The following is a 15,109-nucleotide window of genomic DNA, read 5'->3' as shown; positions in this document are numbered from 1 at the left end:
TCCAAGAATACCGGAGGAAACACCATGACACCGACACCGACACCGACTGCGGTCCGGCGGAGTCCTCGTCAGCTCTTTGCGCTGGCCGTAGGCGCGGTCTTCCTGCTTGTCGGCGTACTCGGCTTCATTCCTGGAATCACCTCGAACTACGACCAGATCATGGGTGCCGGTCACGAGTCCGGCGCCCTGCTTCTCGGCGTCTTCCAGGTGTCGATCCTGCACAACATCGTCCACCTGGCGTTCGGCGTCGCCGGCCTGCTCATGGCGCGCAAGCCGGGTGGAGCGAAGACGTTCCTCGTCGCCGGGGGAGTGATCTATCTCGTGCTGTGGGTGTACGGCCTGCTCATCGACCATGGGTCAACGGCGAATTTCGTCCCGGTCAACAGTGCCGACAACTGGCTGCACCTCGGCCTGGGTCTCGGGATGATCGCCTTGGGTCTCATACCGGTGTCCGGCAGCAAGGCTCCCATCGCGGATTCCCGCTGACTATCCTTTTTGGAGGATGCACGTGTTTCGCCATACCAAATTACTCCAGTTCGAAGCCAAACCCGAGAAACCGGACGCGGTCTACGCACGGAAACTGCAGGAGCTCATCGGCGGCGCCTACGGTGAGATGACCGTGACCATGCAGTACCTGTTCCAGGGCTGGAACTGCCGGATCGAGGGCAAGTACAAGGACCTGATCATGGACACCGCGACCGAGGAGATCGGGCACGTCGAAATGCTCGCCACCATGGTCGCCCGGCTACTGGAAGGCGCCCCCGCCACCGCGACCGCCGAAGCGGCCAAAGACCCGGTGACCGCGGCGATCCTCGGCGGGATGGACCCGCAACAGGCGATCGTCGCCGGTGGCGGCGCCATGCTGGGCAACAGCCAGGGTGTGCCGTGGAACGGTGCCTACATCGTGGCGAGCGGCAACCTGCTGGCCGACTTCCGGGCGAACGCCGCGGCCGAAGCACAAGGCAGGTTGCAGACGGCGCGGCTGTACAACATGACCGACGACCCCGGCGTGAAGGCGATGCTGCAGTTCAACCTCGCCCGCGACACGGTGCACCAGAAGCAGTGGCTGGCGGCCATCGAAGAACTCGAAGCCGACGGCCTCGAGAGCGGGATCGCCCCGGACGCGTTGTTCGACGAAGAGAACCAGGAGCACAACAACACCATCTGGCGTCTATCCGACGGCACGGACGGTGCCAACGGTGATTGGAGCTTCCGCGGCGAGGAGATCGAGTATTTGACCGACCCCGCACCGCTCGGTGGCCCGGGCACCGCACCCAAGCCCGATCCCGCGCTCTACGGGACGTACTCGCCTGTCCAGGACGCCGTCGGGACGGTCAAGGGCAAGGCCAAGTCGGTCAAGAACAAAGCCGCGGCGAAGAGGAAGGGTCCCAAGAGCTAGAAACCGGACGAAGGGCTCTTTCTCGCGGCAGCGCGGGGAGGAGCCCTTCGAGGGGTGTTGGGGCTGGATGCTCTGCGCCCGGGCAGGCGGCGTAGTAACTGCCGGGGCGTTGCATCAGCTTCACGTCGCTCGACGACGCCTGATCGCCTCTCGCAAGGTGACTCTGGAGGCCCTGCCAGCACGCTGTTGAACCGGCAGGGTCCGGGCACGATCAGCTTTGAACGTGTTCCCGGACAAGAGTGTACTTCGGCAAGTGCACAAACCCCGTCGGTGTCGACCTGAAGCCCCTGTCGGTGCGCGGTCGCCGAGTTCGGGGGTAGGCCGCGACCTTGGCGGGAGCGAGCTGATCGTTGTTGGCCGGCAACGGCCCGCGCGGTGGTTTCACTCGACAGCGGTCGCTACCTCGATACGAGATCGAGTTCGGCCTGCGGCCCTCGCCACTTCCCGACGACGCCTCGTGATTTCCCAGGCGACGGTGTTCGGAAACGCGTTCGTCGCCGTGCCTGTCGTGCCGGGCTCATGAGTCGGCCTCGCGTCGGTGACGAGCAGAGGTTCCGGGTTGATCGCGGAGCGCCCGCAGGATCGCGACGCGTTCGGCGGGGGTGGCGTTGTTCAGAGCGATCTCGAGCTCGCATCTGCGGCTCTCGGCGCGGATCCTGGCCAGGACACAGCGGGTGACCGCGGTGATCCCGGTGGCGGCGACAGGGCTCGCCAGCAGCCAACTCCACATGACGGTGTTGGTGCCAGAACGGTTAGGTCAGTCCTTCGAGGGGCAGGTCATGCCGGTCTAGCACTTCCTCGACTGGCTGGAAGTATGTGGTGCCTGTGTTGGCGCAGTTGTGCGGGGCAAGGCGGCCGTTCAATGCTCTACAGTGCTCCGCCGGCCCTCTTGTGTCGAAGGGGGTTGTTAGACGATCTTGCCGCACGCCGCAGGAGTCACTTTTCGCTCCGTGGTGGCCAGAGTTCCCATTTGTTGGCGTTGCCGCGTCGGACGATGGCATCGGGGTGCCGTGCCTTGAGTGTCGCGAGTCGACTCATGATCTGGTCGATGGATAGCCCGGAGGGGATGACGGCGAGGGGCTTCGGCTTCGGTGGCTTGGTCTTCTTTCGATTGGCGGCGAGCTGGCGGAGGAACTCGACGGCCCGACGGCGTTCGTCGAGGTGCTGGGGCCAGGCGTAACAGAAGCTTTGTGGCAGGACCATTGACCGGCTGTGGTGCCAACTGGAAGGTCTCTCGCAGTCCGCGCACATGTCCGCAACGTCGGGTTCGAGAATGGCTTCGCGTTCTTGGCGGGCGCGGTCTTCGTGGGCGATAGTGGCGCGGAGCTCACTGCGTTCGGCGCGGTCGCTGCTGGCGTCATACTTCGCGCGGAGGTCGGCAGTGAGTACACGAAGCCGTCTGACTTCTTTGTGCCGCCAACAGGAGAACCCGGCACGGTTTAGCCAACGTCGTTCGGCAGGGAGCCAGCCGTGCCGGTCGATCACAGTCTCGGGGTCACCCACCAGACGACGCAGGTCATCAAGCGCGTCGGGTTCGATTGGCAGATACGGGCGTCCGTCATACTCGAGCAGCTTGAGTCGTGCTTCGTCGCGGGCTCGGTCATAGTGCGGAATCCTGGCCAGACGTTGCTGGTTCTCGCGTTCGCCGCGCGCACTTGATTCCGCGAATTCCTGGTCGAGTCACGCGATGGTCTCCTCCACGTTCCACTGGTGGAAGCCGGGCTCGGCGCGGTGCCAGTGGCCGAATACTTTCACGGCGGCGCGAAATTCGGGTTCACGTTCTTCCCGAATCCACGGATTCCAGGTGGTGTGACCGAGAATTTCGACAACGGTCGTGTGGGCGACCACGAATTCGTCAAACGTGACAGTGGTGCCGGGACCCGGTTTCCACAGCATCCCGTCGTGCTCAAGCGGCTTCCCGTCCCACGCCACCGGTTTGGACCCGTCGGCCGACTTCGCCGGCAGCCTGTGACCGCGGTAGGCCGGGTGATCGGGATGGTAACCATGGTCACGGTAGAAGCGGCCAGGCTCGGTTAGCCAGATGCTCCACCCAGTGGCAGTACGTTGCGACTTGATGAGGCCGCGGTCGCGTAACGCGGACATCGTGCGGGGATGCGCCACTTCAGGCACCACCATCGTGGCGGCCTCGCTGATCTGGTTGAGCAGCGTGTGCTGCCGGGAGTTCAGCGCGGCCCACCGCTTCACCGAGAACCTTCTTTCGCAGTGCTGGGAGGGCCGGGCCGTGGCGAGCTATTGCAGGCGCGCCGCTCGTCGCGACCGACGCTCGACACTGCGTGTGCCCGGCTCGAGTGCGCCCTCAGCGACCAACTCGAACCCGCTTATGTCCTAAATAGATAGACGTTGCGGCGGATCGGGATGGCGCGTGGATCGCGTAGCGGGAGGTGACGCCGTGATGGGTGAATCCAGGGAGATGTCCGGCCGGTGATCCGGGACTTCCTGTGGTGGGGCGAGCTGGATGGGCCGGTGGGGGCGGTAGGTGACGAGTTCGCGTTTGGCGTCGGTGGTGCGGATCAGCACCGAGGTGTCGTCGACCAGGACTGTCGCGACCTGCAGGAGAGCGGTGCGGTGGCCGGTCCAGGGTTCGTGCCAGAACCAGTCACCTTCGCGTAACTCGGCTGCAGGTACAGCGTGCATGTCGCCGAGTGTAAGACGCACGGTTCCGGCAGTGGGCGGGCTGGCCGGGGTCTACCGGGTCGAGTGCCCATCGGTGCCGGTGTGGGTGACGCGGCCGGGTCGCACCGGACGCGAGGAGGCAGCCTGCGATTGCCGGACGGTCCGAATGTGCGGCTCGTTTGACGGCCGGTGCGAGGTGTGCCGCGTGAGGTGTGCGGCACACCCGGCGGTTCAGTCGGCTGAGCGGAGTTCGTGGTTCTCGCGCTGGGCGTCGTGGAGCTGGTCTTCGAGGGTGATGATGCGGCAGGCGGCGTCGAGGCCGGTGCCGTTGTCGACCAGTTCTCGTACTCGCGCGGCGAGGCGGAGCTGGTGACGGGAGTAGCGGCGATGACCGCCAGCGGAGCGCTGCGGCTGCAGGAATCCGGCTTCGTCGAGGCTGCGCAGAAAGCCTTGCGTCGCGCCGAGCATGTCCGCTGCCCGGCCCATGGTGTAGGCGGGGTACTGGTCGTCGTCGAACTTGTCGGCCCCGCCCGAACCGGGAGAGGGGGTCTCGCGTTGGTCAGGAATCATTCCACCTCCACATCACAAGAGACCCCGGATGCCTCAAGGCATCCGGGGTCTCTGGGTTGGGTTTCATCATTGTCAACCGGCCGTGAGACCGACTTCGTGTATCCGCGGTGTCCGTCCGAGAGGCGGACGACGCGGAGATCGCTGAGTCGTAACCGAGAACCACCATCCAATCCGATGGGACTGCGGTACCCGCGCGGCACTACCTCACAGCCGCGGCGGGCGATCCAATGATGTGCCCTTTCCCTTCTTTCCTGTGTTTCCTTACCTTGCATCACTTCTTCTGCTGCGGTCGTCACCGGCTGGGGCCCTTTCCCTGATCGGTCCCAGCACGCGTCACGCCGCTGGTCACTGCCCGGAGCCCTGACCATGATCGGCTCCGGTCACCTGACCGGTGTTCACCATCTGACGTGCACTTGCTTGACTTGCGTACTGCAACTACTGCGCCGGGACCGTCTTGCCTACTTCGTCTTCACTGCCCGGTCCCGGAATATTGCTCTGGTCACCAGTCGAAACCTGTTCACTGAGTGGCTTCGTCCTGCCTGACCGTCTTGTCTCACTTCGCGGGTAGTTCCGTCATCTCCCGCGCCTGCTTGACGTTGTCTCTCTCGGTACGAGAAGAACAGTACACACACCCACGCTTGAATGTCTACCCCCACCGTCATAGATTTGTTCGTGTTCAGGCGGGAAGCTCCTTCGGAATCCCGGATCCGCAGGTCAGCGGCGAGAGGGACGCGGAGAAGGACACTCGGAAGGGTGACGAGGGGAATGAGTGACTCGATCGCACGGCAGGATCCGTTCGGCCTCAGCGGAGTGCGCGACCACCAGGAGTACGCCCGCGCTCTCGCGCGGCTGGTCGAGCAGGGCCGGCGGGAACGCTGCGTCTCGCTGCTGTCGGAGAGCGAGGCGTATGTGGTGGCCGAGTTGCTGGGCCAATATGCCCAGCTCGACCCCACCTCGGAGCTCAACCAGCTTGCCGCGACCCTCGCCAGCCGCCTCTACAGCCGACTTGGGGTTTGATCCCCTCGCCTGTACTCGCGGACCAGCCCATCATCGCCCGGGAACGGAGTGCCCGGGGGTAGCACTTTCAGAGCTGTCGCTTGTCGAAGAGGGTCAGGCGTTCGCTGAGCGACCACAGCTTCCGGACGTCCTCGGGATCGACGGCGGCGGTCGCCGCCTCGGCAGGTAGACGACCGTCGTAGTAACCGCTGTTGAGGACTCTGGAGCCAGGATCGGCGAGCCGGGCGACCGGTTCGGCTCCTTTCGGCGACGGGGCGGCCGCGGTAGCTGTAGCTGTAGCCGGGGAGCATTCCGGTGGCGATGATGCCGGGGTGCACGCTGACGGCTTCCCTGACCTTCGGCCGGAATTCGGTCAGCGCGGTGGTCATCATGGTGAGGGCGAGCTTCGAGTGGGCGTAGGCGGCACTGCGGTTGTAGCGGCGCTTCCAGTTGAGGTCGTTCCAGTTGATCCGCCCGCCGCGGTGCAGCGCCGAGGACACGTTCACCACGTGGCTCACCTCGGAACGGTCGAGCGCGTCTTCGAGCAGCCGGGTCAGCAGGACCGTGGGGCCTTCGTTCATTGTCCATCCATAAAGGACTTAAGGGCGCATTCGATCGCGCCAGGGCCGGAATGTCAACGGCCGGCCGGGGAATCGCCGGAATCGGAGGTATCGCCGACCGGCACCGGATGAGGAGGACGGTCGTCGTGGCGCACGCCCCACGCGTGCCCGCGAACGTCACCTCTGCCCATACAGCCAGCCAAACCCGTCCACACTCGCGGCACAAGGTACGACGGCCGGTTTTACGGATTCCTACCGGGTGACGGCAACTGCCCGATCAGCGCCATCGTCCTTCCGCTGCCCGGGCAGCACCAGACGGCCAGGTTGCCGTCGAGGTCGGCGCTCAGAGGATGGGTTCGCGGATGCGCGGGGCATTCGGGCCAGTTGGTGGACAACCCAGCCGCCCAGAGAGCTTCCACGGCCCATTCCTGGGTCTGATCGGCAAGCCGCGCCAGCTGTTCCGCTCGGGACAGCCCGAGGCCGACCATGATCATCTGTCCCGTTCCGTCCGAGTCTTTAAGCCACAGACCAGGTCCCGGGTCTCCCGCGCCCGCGTGCGCGCCCGCGCGTTCGATGATGGGCAGGACCGCGCAGGTCTTCCGCAGGTCGCGCAACACCGATTCGAAAGCGGCCATGAGTTCAGCGCTCATGCCCCTATTCTGAACCACCCGGCCATGTTGAGCTGCGATTTCCGGGCTCTCGCCGGTCCGACCAGTGCTGCAGCGTGCGCAGGCCGAACGCGATGAAGAGGAAGAGGCCGATCAGGGCGGCGCTGAACGCGAAGTCACTCATCGGGTTTCCAGGCGGAACCTCATCCGGCAGACGATGGCGTCTGAGCCGCCTGCGACGGCCAGCACGGTCACAATGGCCTCGGGTCCGTAGGCGACCGACGCCATCGCGTCCAGCGACATGTCGGCGAGCTCGCCGACGACGGAAAGACGGTGCCGTTCGGGGCGGTCGGTATCGCTCTCGGGACGGGTGAGGGTTGTGGTCACGCCGTCAGCGTGGGGCTCTGCTTTTCTTCGCTGAGAGGACGTTGACGGGTTTTGACATCGAATCGGGTGAACCCGACACCAACCTGACGGGCTGGAGATGCGGATCACCGCGATGCCAGGCTTCTCGTGACAGGAACGCGAATCCCGTCGCCCCAAGGGCATTGAGCGCGAACAGCAGAGCTTCGTGACCGGACGGATGACCCAGCACCAGCCAGGAGTGCAGGATCCAGCAGAGGGCCGCGATGACGAAGGTGGCTCGCGCGGTGCTGAACAAGGCGACTGCGTCGATCACCGCGACCATCAGGATCACGGAAACGAACGGCTGAGGCGAGACGACGCCCGCTTTAGTGAGCATGGCCGCGGTGAGGGCGCCCGCGAAACCCAGCGGGAAGCTGATCAAGGCGGATACCGGTACTCGGCGCGCGGTACTCATCCCGATAGCTGATCCGGTCGATGACACCGGCTGAAGAGCTGTTTACGGACTTCGCATGACGAGAGGCTCAGTCTTGACGTCGCTACTGCAGAGTCGCTCGGGTCAGGCCTTGCCTCGGCTGATGCTCGCGCGTAGAGGGCGGATCGCGAACACGAGAATCGGGGCCATCGCCAAGAGAACAGCGAGGGCCGTGTAGCCGAAGGCGAGTGTCGACGCGGTGGCGACGCCGGCGACGAGCAGAGGGCCGCCGGCGTCGCCGAGTTCACGGCCGAGTTCGGCGGAGCCCATGGTCTGGCCCAGGCGTTCTTCCGGGGTCGAGGCGGCGAGTGCGGCGAAGCCGAGTGGGGTGATCAGGCCGGTGCCGGCGCCGATGAGGGCGGCGGCGGTCAGGATGCCGGTGAGGCCGGGCAGGGTCGCGGCGCCGAGTCCGGCGGCGGTGACGAGCAGACCACCGAGCAGGCCCGTGGGGGTGCTCAGGCGTCCGGCGTCCAGGGCCCGGCCTGCCCATGGCTGGACGACGGCGGCGGTGGCGGCGAGGACGGAGACGGCCGCGCCGGTGGCCACGGTGCCGAGTCCGGCCGCGGCGCCGGTGACGGGGAGGAAGCCGACGCCCACGGACAGGGCGGCGGTCGCGGCGGCGAGGGCGGCTGTCGGGGCGAGGAACGAGCGATCGGCGAGACGTCGGGCGAGGTCCGCGACGGTTTGCCGCTTCCGGGGCAGCGGAGGCACGGCGGGGACGGCCAGCGCGGCCCAGACGGCGACGGCGGCCGCGCAGAGTGCCATCACCGTGAACAGCAGTCGCAGACCGCCCGCCCACACCAGGACGCCGCCCAGCAGCGGGCCGAGGGTGTAGCCGATGGACTTGTAGAAGCCGTAGCCGCCGAACGCGCGGCCTCGTTTCGCCGCCGGGTTCAGGCGGGCGACCATGGCCGACGCCGCGGGGGAGAACGCGGAGGCGGCGGCACCTTGGCCGAGCCGGGCCGCCCACAGCCAGCCGGGGCTGTCGGCGACGGCGTAGAGCGTCGAGGCGGGGGCGAACGCGATCAAACCGCCGAGCAGCACGGGTTTTCCGCCGATCCGGTCGGCGAGTGAGCCGAAGATCGGTTTGAGCAGGACCTCGGCTCCGTCGTAGAGGGCGAGGAGCCCGCCGAGGACGAGCAGTGAGGTGACGGCGTCTTCGGAGAACCCGCCGAGGTTGGCGGCGATGCCGTGCGCGCCGAAGGCCGTGGTGAATCCCGCCGCGTAGAGCGGCCACATCGCCTTCTTCGGGGCGGACGTCACGGGGTGGACCCGTCGCTGGAGTGCAGTGCGGTGAAAACGCGCTCAGCGTAGTCCTCACAGACCGCGACGCACTGCTTGAGACGTGTTCCGGCCTCGGCGGCTTCCGGTGCGCCGAAGACGTCCCGCGCGGTGAGGTCGCGGTACCAGCGCCGCAGCCGTTCCAGGCTTTGCTCCTCTTCTTCGAGCTCGGCGAGGGTGAACTTCCCGATCCGGATCTCCTTGGCGATCTCGGCCTCGAACTTGCCGCAGTCGGCGAGGAATTCCGTCCAGTCCTCCGATCGAGCGGCGGTGAACATCTCCCGGAAGCGCGTCGCGTCTTCCGGCGAACGGCCGGATGCCTGGAGCGTCAAGCTGTGCCCGCCCGCGTCGGCGGTGAGGCCCAAGGCCCGCCGCACACCGTCGGCGAAGACCGGCACCTCGGGGACGGCCCAGATCCCCTGGCCGAGGGAGAGGGCACCGATCCTGCGCAGCTCCCGCCAGACCGCCACCCGATGCCGGGACGGATCCGCCGGCAGCTTGATCACGAGCACGATCCACTTCAAGGCCTGGTCGGAACCTGTCACAGCAGCGAATGTAGCAGCTGTTACATCCGGCCTGCGCGGTCCGATCACGCGCGCTTGAGACCGAGCCGGACGGGTGAGTGCCCCGGCGCCGGTATCGGAACTCGATTGGCGCCGAGACCGTCTAGGAGCGTCTACTCGAGGCGAGACTAGGCAGTTGAGTATCGGCACCCAAGTAGTGATCGGTTTGGGGCGGACTCTTCGCGTGGCGTCGCCGTGAGGCTGGAGACGTGTGGCCCCGTCGGCCCGCTTCTGGACCAACAGGGCCGCACCGAAACCCTCGCGGGCCCGGCTCACGTTGTGCGAATGACCGGTCAAAGTGCTCGTCAAACCTTGAAGGGCGCACTGAAATTACTCAATCCGGTGAACACGATGGTGGATGCGTTCACGCGGGAACAACGTCGTGGTCGGTCAGCGCTCGCGCGAGCTGTTCTTCGGTGAGCCCCGGCTTTCGGTGAGGTCGCGCCGGCCGGCACCGTGGCGGTGAGTTCGGCTGTGCTCAGATCCGCGTGTCGCGGCGGCATTTCCCGCAGACTGGAATGAGCGAGCTGGGCCACCCGCAGATCGAGCGCGGTCCCGGTTCCCGGTTTCGGGGCGGTTCGCGATTACACAGGGCGTCCAGCGTTGCGGAGACGTCGTCGTGTTGCAGGCGCCTGTGTACTCGGAGGAACCGGCCGTCAGTTCGCTGTTGAATTCATCGATCGACGGTGAAGTTCCTGAACAGTTTCGTGTTCACCTGCGAGGAGTGGGTCTGTTGCGGCTCGCCGGATAGGCGCGAAGGCTGACGGTCGCTTGAGGTGCGGGGCAAGTGTCCGGAGACGTCGAGGCATTCGACGTTCTCGTCTAACGCTGTCGCGGGCCGTCTTCTACGGTGGGCCGCCAGCCGGTCGTCGCTGCTTTCTTGGGTTCCCGTGTCTGAGAAGCGGATGTCCGTGGTCATGACGGAGGGTGTCTTTGTCGGTACCCTGCATTCGGCGGAGGGGGTTGGTGATGATCGACGTGTCGGTGCCGGACCAGATTCCGGGCAGGAACCACAACCATGTCAACCAGGACGAGACGCTGGAACGCGGTATGGCGGTGGTCCGGGGTGGCGACGGGAACCAGATCGTCGTCTTCAGTGGTACACCGGGAGTGGGTAAGACCGCGACGGCGATCGAGCTGTCCCATCGTGCCCGTACCTATTATCCGGAGGGCCGGTTGTTCGCCCGGTTGTCCGGCGGCCTGGAACAGCCGGGGACCGAGGCCGAGGTGCTGAAGGAGTTCCTCCTCGCGTTTCGTGAGCGCCCGGAGGACATTCCGGACCGACTTGATGCCCGGCGCGCTCGTTTCCAGACGTTGACCGCCGGTCGGCGGCTGCAGGTTTTCCTCGACGGCGCGACGTCGGCGAGCCAGGTGCGAACCCTGCTGCCGGGCGTCGGGCCATCGCTGGTGATCGTCACCGAGGGGCGCCCGCTGAGCACGTTGATGGTGGACAACCCGGTCACCTTCCTCGAACTCACACCGCTGGAGGACGACGCCGCGATCGAACTGTTCTCCCGGTTGATCGGCGAAGAGCGGGTCACCGCTGAGCGTGCCGAGGTCGACCAGATCATCGGCCTGTGTGGGCACCTTCCCATCGCACTGTGCGTGGTGGGAGCCATGATCAACAGGTCGCGTCGCGGGACGGTGGCATCGATGGCCGCCCGCCTGGGCGACGAACGCCGCAGAGTCGCCAGGCTGTCGCTCGATGACGATCTGTCCGTCACCTCGGTGTTCAACGCCGCGTACCGGCTGCTCAGTGACCCCGCCCAGATCTGTTATCGAGCCCTGGGACTACGGCCGCGCAGTGGCGAGATCAGCGTTCCGGCGCTGGCCGCGGCACTCGAGATGCCGGACTACGACGTCCTGGACGCCATGACCGAACTCGCCGACGCCAGGCTCGTCGACGAACTCGGCGACGACCGCTACATAGTGCGCGAGCTGGTCGCGCTGCACGCGGAACACCTCGATGATCGCCCGGGAAGCGAACGCTCGGCCGAAACCGCTCGGCTTCTCGACTTCTACCATCAGGGTGCGATCGACGCGGACGCTCTGATCGCCCCGTTACGCCCGTGGCGGCAGTCGCTGTTCCCCGAACTGATCGCCGGGACACACCACGACAGCCCCGAACAGGCCCGGCGATGGCTACGGACCGAGCGCGCCAATCTGCGGGCCGCCGTCGAGTACGCCTACGAGCTCGGCCGTCAGGACCTTCTGGGCCAGTGGTGTGTCCTTCTCTGGCCCTTCTACGAGAAAGAGAAGTTCCTGGACGACCTGTTCGCCACCCATCGGCTCGCCCTCCGGGCCTGCACGGCGCCGCAGATGCGCAGCCTGCTGCATACCCAGGTCGGTTACGCCCACTACTGGTTGCGTGAGCTCGAGGACGCGGCCGGCGAGTTCGAGCGCGCTTTCGCCTTGGCGCGTGAGGTCGGCGAGGTGGGACTCGAGGCGACCGCTGGTGAGGGATTCGGGTTGGTCAGACTCGCCCAGGGGCGGGCCGACGAGGCGCGCACGCTGCTCGTGCGTTCCCTCGAGCTGGCGAACGCCACCGGTGATGAGCGCAGGGTCGCGCTTGCGGAACTGCATCTGGCCAAGACCGAGCCACCGCGCCGGGCCCTGGAACTGCTCGAGCACGCCGAGGCCGTGTTCACCGGCCTGTCCGCGGATGAAGCCGAGAACGAGGCCAAGGTCTTGACCTGGCGAGGCAGGAAGCTCATCGAACTCGGCGACTTCAGTACCGCCCGGGGCCTGTTGACGCGTGCGCTGGACACGATGACGTCGCGCGGGCGTCGCTTCGACGAGGCCGAGGTGCTCGTCGCGCTCGGCTCCGCCGCCTCCGGGGCGGAAAACACGCAACAGGCTGTCGAGCACTATCGGGAAGCACTGGTGATCTACGAGGGCCTGCGGTTCTCCGGACCGGCGCGAGCCGTGCGGGGCGAACTCACCGCTCTCGGAGACACGACCTCACCGTGACCGGACGCTCCATTTCGCCTGCGGAGACGGACCATTCCTCGGGAAGGTCATCAAGGGTGTTTCCCGACGCCAGCCACTCGTAGATTACCGAGACGAATATCCGGCAGGTCGAGCTATCCCCCTCGACCCGGACACGCCTGCCCGCGCGGTCTCCTGCCAGCCAAGCCTGGCCGGTCAGCGGAGCGGCCGCCAGAACGCAACCCGGCAGAAGAGCGAGTGTCCCGGTGATCCAGCCATCGGCATCCGCACCTGCTTCCCCCAGGACGACATCAGCCGTTTCCAGCCACCGACGCAGAGGCTCGTTCACGCCCACCGCCAGATGAGCACCGCGCGCCGCCGACCGCGCTCCCGTCCTGATCCCTTCGGCGGGGAACCGCGTCACGATCGCGGAGCCCGACCGGTCCAGCACGACGCGGACCTGGTGAGAATCCGGACCGGTCAAAAGGCGGGCCGGAAGCGGCAACGCCACCACCTCCGCCTGATCAGGCGGCTCAGACAGGCGAAGAAGCCGGTAGAAGGCACGACGTAAGAGCGCGGCGGCGCGCCCTGGCTCCGACGTGGTCAGCGCGGTGATCTCCGCATAGCGGCCAGGGTCGTGCTCGCCGATCACCGTCCGGATCTGCTCACCGAGATCACCCGAAAGGTCAAGCCGCGGGCCGGCAGCCAGAAGGCGTGCGATCGGAGAAAGCGGATCCACCGTGTGTTCAGGCGCGGTTGCCAGCAACAACGGATTACCCAATGCTGCGGAATAGAACGGCACCGAACCGTGATCGCCGATGACGAGGTCGGCCGCGACGACCGCTGCCCGCCACTCGTCGACGTCCTGCGCCACGTGAACCCCGTGACGACGGCAGGAGGACAGCCATTCCAGCACCTGCCAACGGGAGTGACGCGCCCAGATGTTCGGGTGCAACGCGACGATCACGCGGAACTCGTCGATCGGCAGGCTTTTCGCGATCATTCGCGGCAACCGCGGCGTAGCGCCCAAAAGCGAATCCGGCCCCCAGGTCGACGACAACACCACGAGCTTCTGCCCGGCGGACAGCCCGAACGCCCGCCGATAGGTCGGACGCAGCGCGACACTCGCCGCCAACCTGTCGAAGCACACATCCCCGGCCACCATGGCGTAAGGAACAGCTTCAGGGCAGGTGACACGCAGTCTGTCGAGTTGCTCGGTATGCGACAGCACCAAGACCGAAGGAACTACGCGCCCTTCGTGAATAAGCCAATCAGGCGACAGTCCGAAGACCGGTTTCCGGTTTCCGGTTTCCGGTTTCCGGTTTCCGGTTTCCGGTTTCCGGTTTCCGGTTTCCGGTTTCCGGTTTCCAAATATTTATTGTATCCCATTCCATGGGGGACAACGACCAAGGGTGCGTCGATTCGATGGAGATCACCGCCGTGGCTCGCCGAGATGGCAAGGTCGAATCTCTTGCTCATGGCCTCGTCCCATGAGATCTCCCTCACGCCGTGCTCGGACAGAAACTCCGCGGTGTCCTCATTGAAGGCAGACGACCCTGTTCTGGTGAACACCACTTGAATCCGTGGGTCCGGTGCAAGGAGAGTGAGGGTGTCGAGAAGTCGGGTGGCTGCCGTCACGTTGTGCACGACAGCCAGGACCACGCGCTGCGTTGTCACCGTCGACCAGGGGTCAGGCGTTCCCGATGAGTTTTCAAGCGCTGCCGTTGACACGAGAGATCATCGTAAACGGTGCGCTTGCCGAGCTGGTCATGATCGTCGCAAAGCGCCCCTCATACCGGCCCGGGCGTCATGGCAGCGACGGCGGGGCGAGCTGTCCGACGCCATCGTCGTTCTCGTGCAGGGCGGCGATGAAGCGCGCGACCTGAGCGGGTGCCGGGGTGGCGGTGTTCCCGCCGAGATATCGGAGGACGGTGAGGTCCTCGCTGCAGTGGTTCTCGATCGCAGCGGCCCAGCCGTGGATTTCGTCCCACAGCAGGGCGACGTCACTCCCGGGGTAGTGGGGGAGCCGTTCGTCGAGGGCGACGTAGGCCGAGACCGGCCTGTCGTGGTCGACGGTGCAGGATTCGAGGCCGATTCTCAGGGCGGCGGTGACTTCGGCGAGGTAGCCCCATACCTCGTGGAGGGGCTGGCGGGCAGGCAGAACGAGGGTCGCGGTCAACGAGGATTCCCTTCTTCCCCGGTCTCGCCTGGTGCGGGGTCCACGGACCCCGCACCAGGCGAGACTCTCAGGCCTGGATCTCCCTACGGTCGGACTCGGTGCCGGTGATCTCGATGCGCCGTGGTTTGGCCTTTTCGGCGACCGGGATGCGCAGCGTCAGCCCCCTGCTTCGTAGCCGGCCGCGATCTTGTCCGTGTCGAGGGCGTCGCCGAGGAACAGCTGACGAGAGAAGACGCCCAGCGGGCGTTCGGAAACCTGCGCCTGGACGTCTTTGCCGGGGACCGGCCGCCGCTCCGCCCTGACCGTCAGGACATTGCGTTCGATGTCCAGTTCGATCGCGTCGGCGGCGACGCCGGGAAGGTCGAAGCTGACGACGAACTCGTCACTGTCGCGATAGGCGTCCATCGGCGTCGTGGCCGGCTTGGACCCAGGTTCCCGGGTTTGCGGTGCCGAACGTCTGCTGGGCAAGGCGGTCCAGCTCGCGGAACGGGTCAGTGCGCATCAACATCGGGTTCCGCCTCCAACATGTCATCGGAATGATGACAGCTTTTGA

The 15,109-nt window shown here is 66.2% G+C and carries 19 protein-coding genes and 1 pseudogene; 4 read left to right on the top strand and 16 right to left on the bottom strand.

Features of this window, described 5'->3' with window-relative positions:
- Nucleotides 1-24: 24 nt before the first annotated feature.
- Together ACLJPX_RS09405 and ACLJPX_RS09400 are read left to right on the top strand one after the other, a co-directional pair.
- Nucleotides 25-486, top strand: a complete 462-nt coding sequence (locus ACLJPX_RS09405) for a DUF4383 domain-containing protein (RefSeq protein WP_410599717.1) — start codon at nt 25-27, stop codon at nt 484-486.
- Nucleotides 487-508: 22 nt separating this feature from the next.
- Complete coding sequence (locus tag ACLJPX_RS09400) at nt 509-1,399, top strand: manganese catalase family protein (protein ID WP_410600031.1); 891 nt, start codon at nt 509-511, stop codon at nt 1,397-1,399.
- A gap of 517 nt (nt 1,400-1,916) precedes the next feature.
- Here the strand turns inward: ACLJPX_RS09400 and ACLJPX_RS09395 are convergent.
- The 5 genes from ACLJPX_RS09395 to ACLJPX_RS09375 form a co-directional block, all read right to left on the bottom strand.
- The gene (locus ACLJPX_RS09395) at nt 1,917-2,129 is read right to left on the bottom strand and encodes a hypothetical protein (RefSeq protein ID WP_410599716.1); all 213 of its coding nucleotides are present in this window, start codon (nt 2,127-2,129) and stop codon (nt 1,917-1,919) included.
- A 206-nt stretch (nt 2,130-2,335) separates the two neighbouring features.
- Entirely contained in the window at nt 2,336-2,902 is a 567-nt protein-coding gene (locus ACLJPX_RS09390) for a hypothetical protein (RefSeq protein ID WP_410599715.1), read from the bottom strand.
- Nucleotides 2,903-3,079: 177 nt separating this feature from the next.
- Nucleotides 3,080-3,604 carry a hypothetical protein gene (locus ACLJPX_RS09385; protein ID WP_410599714.1) on the bottom strand — a complete coding sequence of 175 codons (525 nt, stop codon included), beginning with the start codon at nt 3,602-3,604 and terminating at the stop codon, nt 3,080-3,082.
- A gap of 141 nt (nt 3,605-3,745) precedes the next feature.
- Complete coding sequence (locus ACLJPX_RS09380; protein ID WP_410599713.1) at nt 3,746-4,054, bottom strand: hypothetical protein; 309 nt, start codon at nt 4,052-4,054, stop codon at nt 3,746-3,748.
- Nucleotides 4,055-4,264: 210 nt separating this feature from the next.
- Nucleotides 4,265-4,603, bottom strand: coding sequence for a MerR family transcriptional regulator (locus tag ACLJPX_RS09375; protein WP_410599712.1), 339 nt, complete (start codon nt 4,601-4,603; stop codon nt 4,265-4,267).
- A gap of 753 nt (nt 4,604-5,356) precedes the next feature.
- Here ACLJPX_RS09375 and ACLJPX_RS09370 point away from each other — a divergent pair.
- Nucleotides 5,357-5,620 carry a hypothetical protein gene (locus ACLJPX_RS09370; protein ID WP_410599711.1) on the top strand — a complete coding sequence of 88 codons (264 nt, stop codon included), beginning with the start codon at nt 5,357-5,359 and terminating at the stop codon, nt 5,618-5,620.
- Here ACLJPX_RS09370 and ACLJPX_RS09365 read toward each other — a convergent pair.
- The 7 genes from ACLJPX_RS09365 to ACLJPX_RS09335 all read right to left on the bottom strand — a co-directional run bounded on the left by ACLJPX_RS09365 (nt 5,599) and on the right by ACLJPX_RS09335 (nt 9,431).
- Nucleotides 5,599-6,180, bottom strand: a complete 582-nt coding sequence (locus ACLJPX_RS09365) for a hypothetical protein (protein ID WP_410599710.1) — start codon at nt 6,178-6,180, stop codon at nt 5,599-5,601. The two genes, ACLJPX_RS09370 and ACLJPX_RS09365, sit on opposite strands and share 22 nt — an antisense overlap.
- Before the next feature lie 221 nt (nt 6,181-6,401).
- A complete protein-coding gene (locus ACLJPX_RS09360; protein WP_410599709.1) occupies nt 6,402-6,809 on the bottom strand; it encodes a hypothetical protein in 408 nt (135 codons plus the stop codon).
- Between the two features lie 4 nt (nt 6,810-6,813).
- Nucleotides 6,814-6,951 (bottom strand): hypothetical protein, encoded by a 138-nt coding sequence (locus ACLJPX_RS09355; protein ID WP_410599708.1) that lies wholly within the window; start codon nt 6,949-6,951, stop codon nt 6,814-6,816.
- On the bottom strand, nt 6,948-7,154 hold the full coding sequence (locus ACLJPX_RS09350) for a hypothetical protein (protein ID WP_410599707.1): 207 nt from the start codon (nt 7,152-7,154) through the stop codon (nt 6,948-6,950). The genes ACLJPX_RS09355 and ACLJPX_RS09350 overlap by 4 nt, the downstream gene beginning before the upstream one ends.
- Before the next feature lie 4 nt (nt 7,155-7,158).
- Nucleotides 7,159-7,587, bottom strand: coding sequence for a hypothetical protein (locus ACLJPX_RS09345; protein ID WP_410599706.1), 429 nt, complete (start codon nt 7,585-7,587; stop codon nt 7,159-7,161).
- A 102-nt stretch (nt 7,588-7,689) separates the two neighbouring features.
- Nucleotides 7,690-8,868, bottom strand: coding sequence for an MFS transporter (locus tag ACLJPX_RS09340; protein WP_410599705.1), 1,179 nt, complete (start codon nt 8,866-8,868; stop codon nt 7,690-7,692).
- A complete protein-coding gene (locus ACLJPX_RS09335) occupies nt 8,865-9,431 on the bottom strand; it encodes a Chromate resistance protein ChrB (protein WP_410599704.1) in 567 nt (188 codons plus the stop codon). Before ACLJPX_RS09335 ends, ACLJPX_RS09340 begins: the two co-directional genes overlap by 4 nt.
- Before the next feature lie 987 nt (nt 9,432-10,418).
- On the opposite strand from ACLJPX_RS09335, the gene ACLJPX_RS09330 reads away from it, so the two are divergent.
- Nucleotides 10,419-12,419, top strand: coding sequence for an NB-ARC domain-containing protein (locus ACLJPX_RS09330; RefSeq protein WP_410599703.1), 2,001 nt, complete (start codon nt 10,419-10,421; stop codon nt 12,417-12,419).
- On the opposite strand, the gene ACLJPX_RS09325 is transcribed toward ACLJPX_RS09330, so the two are convergent.
- The 4 genes and pseudogenes from ACLJPX_RS09325 to ACLJPX_RS09310 all read right to left on the bottom strand — a co-directional run bounded on the left by ACLJPX_RS09325 (nt 12,388) and on the right by ACLJPX_RS09310 (nt 15,064).
- The gene (locus tag ACLJPX_RS09325; RefSeq protein ID WP_410599702.1) at nt 12,388-13,611 is read right to left on the bottom strand and encodes a hypothetical protein; all 1,224 of its coding nucleotides are present in this window, start codon (nt 13,609-13,611) and stop codon (nt 12,388-12,390) included. The genes ACLJPX_RS09330 and ACLJPX_RS09325 overlap by 32 nt on opposite strands.
- An 11-nt stretch (nt 13,612-13,622) precedes the next feature.
- The gene (locus ACLJPX_RS09320; protein WP_410599701.1) at nt 13,623-14,108 is read right to left on the bottom strand and encodes a hypothetical protein; all 486 of its coding nucleotides are present in this window, start codon (nt 14,106-14,108) and stop codon (nt 13,623-13,625) included.
- 76 nt (nt 14,109-14,184) lie between these two features.
- The gene (locus ACLJPX_RS09315; RefSeq protein ID WP_410599700.1) at nt 14,185-14,556 is read right to left on the bottom strand and encodes a DUF6292 family protein; all 372 of its coding nucleotides are present in this window, start codon (nt 14,554-14,556) and stop codon (nt 14,185-14,187) included.
- A gap of 67 nt (nt 14,557-14,623) precedes the next feature.
- Nucleotides 14,624-15,064 (bottom strand): annotated as a pseudogene (locus ACLJPX_RS09310) (Hsp20/alpha crystallin family protein).
- Nucleotides 15,065-15,109 lie beyond the last annotated feature (45 nt).

It is taken from the genome of Amycolatopsis sp. lyj-90, assembly GCF_046549035.1.
Classification (GTDB): Bacteria; Actinomycetota; Actinomycetes; order Mycobacteriales; family Pseudonocardiaceae; genus Amycolatopsis.
Note: the sequence above shows the minus strand (reverse complement) of the source record. Positions and strands in the feature narration are given on the sequence as shown.

What these genes read in the sequence shown, in the direction of transcription:
- ACLJPX_RS09395 (WP_410599716.1), bottom strand. Translation starts at nt 2,129, where the DNA reads ATGTGGAGTTGGCTGCTGGCGAGCCCTGTCGCCGCCACCGGGATCACC.
- ACLJPX_RS09405 (WP_410599717.1), top strand. Translation starts at nt 25, where the DNA reads ATGACACCGACACCGACACCGACTGCGGTCCGGCGGAGTCCTCGTCAG.
- ACLJPX_RS09345 (WP_410599706.1), bottom strand. Translation starts at nt 7,587, where the DNA reads ATGAGTACCGCGCGCCGAGTACCGGTATCCGCCTTGATCAGCTTCCCG.
- ACLJPX_RS09330 (WP_410599703.1), top strand. Translation starts at nt 10,419, where the DNA reads ATGATCGACGTGTCGGTGCCGGACCAGATTCCGGGCAGGAACCACAAC.
- ACLJPX_RS09380 (WP_410599713.1), bottom strand. Translation starts at nt 4,054, where the DNA reads ATGCACGCTGTACCTGCAGCCGAGTTACGCGAAGGTGACTGGTTCTGG.
- ACLJPX_RS09360 (WP_410599709.1), bottom strand. Translation starts at nt 6,809, where the DNA reads ATGAGCGCTGAACTCATGGCCGCTTTCGAATCGGTGTTGCGCGACCTG.
- ACLJPX_RS09365 (WP_410599710.1), bottom strand. Translation starts at nt 6,180, where the DNA reads ATGAACGAAGGCCCCACGGTCCTGCTGACCCGGCTGCTCGAAGACGCG.
- ACLJPX_RS09375 (WP_410599712.1), bottom strand. Translation starts at nt 4,603, where the DNA reads ATGATTCCTGACCAACGCGAGACCCCCTCTCCCGGTTCGGGCGGGGCC.
- ACLJPX_RS09355 (WP_410599708.1), bottom strand. Translation starts at nt 6,951, where the DNA reads ATGAGTGACTTCGCGTTCAGCGCCGCCCTGATCGGCCTCTTCCTCTTC.